This window comes from Arthrobacter sp. 35/47 (genome assembly GCF_000520475.1).
Classification (GTDB): domain Bacteria; phylum Actinomycetota; class Actinomycetes; order Actinomycetales; family Micrococcaceae; genus Arthrobacter_D; species Arthrobacter_D subterraneus.
Genome location: NZ_KI914581.1, coordinates 82,101 through 85,082, shown reverse-complemented (window position 1 = coordinate 85,082; position 2,982 = coordinate 82,101). Strand labels below are relative to the sequence as shown.

Annotated in this window: 2 protein-coding genes; both read right to left on the bottom strand. The window is 65.8% G+C overall.

Annotated features, from left to right (window positions below; translation table 11 throughout):
* Positions 1 to 61: 61 nt before the first annotated feature.
* Positions 62 to 1,699, bottom strand: a complete 1,638-nt coding sequence (locus tag X803_RS0100790) for a hypothetical protein (protein ID WP_026543636.1) — start codon at positions 1,697 to 1,699, stop codon at positions 62 to 64.
* Between the two features lie 6 nt (positions 1,700 to 1,705).
* The gene (tal, locus tag X803_RS0100785; protein WP_026543635.1) at positions 1,706 to 2,818 is read right to left on the bottom strand and encodes a transaldolase; all 1,113 of its coding nucleotides are present in this window, start codon (positions 2,816 to 2,818) and stop codon (positions 1,706 to 1,708) included.
* Positions 2,819 to 2,982: the final 164 nt, after the last annotated feature.

The window sequence follows — 2,982 nt, the reverse complement described above, 5'->3', positions numbered from 1 at the left end:
TGAGCCGCCGGTCCCGCGGGTCCCGTAGCGGATTTCTGGACTTGGTGCTGTTCTCAGGCATTTACCCGTTTCCGTTTTCAGCTGATTGACCGGACAGGTGGCTGATGACGTCCTGAAGCTGCCGCAGTCCCTCTGCACGGTCGGCAAGATGCAGCCTCAGGACCGGGCGGCCCGCGTCCTGGAGGACCTGTGCGTCTCCCGCGGCCTGGGCCGTGATCAGCTCACCGAAGCTGAACGGGCGTTCCGGGATGGCGAGGTCCTCGGTGGTGGCGCCCGTGATCTGCAGGAAGACGCCGACAGGCGTACCACCCTTGTGGAACTGGCCGGTGGAGTGAAGGAACCGCGGTCCCCAACCGAACGTCACCGGACGGCCCGTGATTCCGGCCAGGGCAGGACGGATCCCGGCCAGGGGTGCTTCTGCGATGCGGTCAAGGTAGGCCTGCACCGCGAGATACCCGTTGGATTCCAGTGCGCCGAACAATGACTCAAGTGCTTCGCCGAGGGTGGAGGCTGTGCCGAGAAGAGCAGTGCTTCCGCGCACCTCAACCGCTCCGTCCACGAAGTTGGCCGGCACGGACTCGGGCTGTGCATCGAGCAGCCCACGGGCAGCCTGCTTGGCTGCCTCGACATCGGGCTGGTCAAACGGGTTGATCCCCAGGAGCCGGCCGGCCACGGCAGTGGCGAACTCCCAGGCCAGCAGTTGGCTGCCGAGGCTGCCGCCGACGGCGATCGAGTCGCCTTCGGGCTCCGTGGTGGACTCCGGCGAGACGAGGTGGACCGCGAGCACGTCGGGGGCGCCGGAGGACAGTTCCGGCGCATCCTGCTCCACCACGACGGGAAGGACTCCCGTACCCAGTTTGCCCGTCGACTCAGCGATGAGCTGTTCGACCCAGTCGCCCAGGCCGACAATCCCGGAGCCCTCGTCCGCAAAGACGATCTTGTCCCGCAGGGGAAGTGTGCCGCCGAGGACGGCGCCGAGGCGCAGCCCGACGTTGCCCGCGTCGTCATCGGTCAGGAACTCGGAGATTGACTCAGCATCGTCAAGCAGCGAGGCGAGGTCCGCACCGGCCAGGCCGGAGGGCACCAGCCCGAAGGCCGTCAACGCGGAGTACCTGCCGCCGACGGTCGGATCCGCAGTGAAAACAGCGCGGTAGCCTGCCGCGCGGGCGGACTCGTCCAGCGGGGAGCCCGGATCGGTGACGATGATGATCCGGCTCTTCGGGTCCACTCCGGCGTCTGCGAACGCCTGCTCAAAGGCCCGGCGCTGTGAGTCGGTTTCAACCGTGGAACCCGACTTCGAGGACACAACGACCGCCGTGCTCCCGATGCGGTCTGCCAGCGCCGTGCGGACCTGGGCCGGATCGGTGGAGTCGAGCACAGTCAGTTCCACTCCTGCCGACCGGGTGATGACCTCCGGCGCGAGGGAAGAACCGCCCATACCGCACAGCACAATGTGGTTCACCCCATCGCCGTGCAGGTCGCTGCGGAGCTGCGCAATGTCCGGAAGAAGCGCGCGTGACGCTTCAATGAGGTCGACCCAGCCGAGACGGACCGAGGCCTCGGACTCCGACTCGGGACCCCACAGGGTGGAGTCCTTCGCCATGATCCGTGATGCAACCCGCTCCTCAACCAGCTCCGGCATGGCGCGCTCGATCGCTTCGGCGGCGGCTCCGGATGCATTGACAAAAAGGGTAGCCATGGACAATCAGCCCTTCGCGGAGTCGAGCGCCGCGGTGACGGTCTCGAGGAGCTCGTTCCAGCTCACAACGAACTTGTCGAGTCCCTCTTCCTCGAGAAGGTGCACGACCTCCTTGTAGGAGATGCCGATGTTTTCGAGGCGGTCGAGGACCTCATTTGACTCGGCATAGGTTCCGGTCACCGTGTTGCCGGTGATTTCACCGTGGTCAGCCGTGGCCTCCAGGGTCTTTTCCGGCATGGTGTTGACGACGCCCTCGGCGACAAGGCCAGTGACGTACAGGGTGTCCGGGTACGCCGGATCCTTGACGCCGGTCGAAGCCCACAGCGGACGCTGCGGGTGTGCTCCGGCGGAGGCAAGGACCTTCCAGCGCTCGGAGCTGAATGCTTCCTCGTAGACCTGGTAGGCGAGGCGGGCGTTTGCGAGCCCGGCCTTGCCGCGCAGTGCGGCGGCCTCATCGGTGCCGAGGGCGTCAAGGCGCTTGTCAATCTCTGCATCCACGCGGGAGACAAAGAAGGACGCGACCGAGTGGATGGTGGCGAGATCATGTCCGTTCTCCTTCGCCTGCTCAAGGCCCAGCATGAAGGCGTTGATGACCTCGCGGTAACGCTCGAGGGAGAAGATCAGGGTCACGTTCACGCTGATACCGGCAGCAAGGGTTGCAGTGATTGCCGCAAGCCCCTCAGCGGTTGCCGGAATCTTGATGTGGACGTTGGTCCGGCCCACTGCGTCGAACAGGTGGCGCGCCTCGGCGATGGTGCCCTCGGTGTCCCGCGCAAGCCGGGGGTCAACCTCGATCGAGACGCGTCCATCGACGCCGTCGGTCTTCTCGGCGACCGGAGCAAAGATGTCACATGCCTGAGCAACATCGGTGGTGGTGATCTCGAAGACGGCGGTGTCGACGTCGGCGCCGTTTGCAGCGAGCTGCTTGACCTGGGCCGAGTAGGATTCGCCGTTCTTCAGCGCTGCGGCGAAGATGCTCGGGTTGGTGGTGACGCCTACGACGTTCCGTTCGGTGATGAGCGCCTTGAGCGTTCCGGTGGTGATCCGCTCACGGGAGAGGTCATCCAGCCAGATGGATACGCCGGCCTGGGAAAGTGCGGCGGTAGGGGTGGGAGTCATGGGTGTTCTCCTTGAACCAGATGGGTTGTGCTGTTCGGTGGGCACTGCTAGAGACGGTCGCCGGTAGCCGAGGCGGAAGCACCGGCAGCCGCAGCTGTCCCCTCGGGAGCGTTGCGGGTTGCGGCAGCCGCAAGGGAGTCGCGAGCGGCTTCCACGACGGCTTC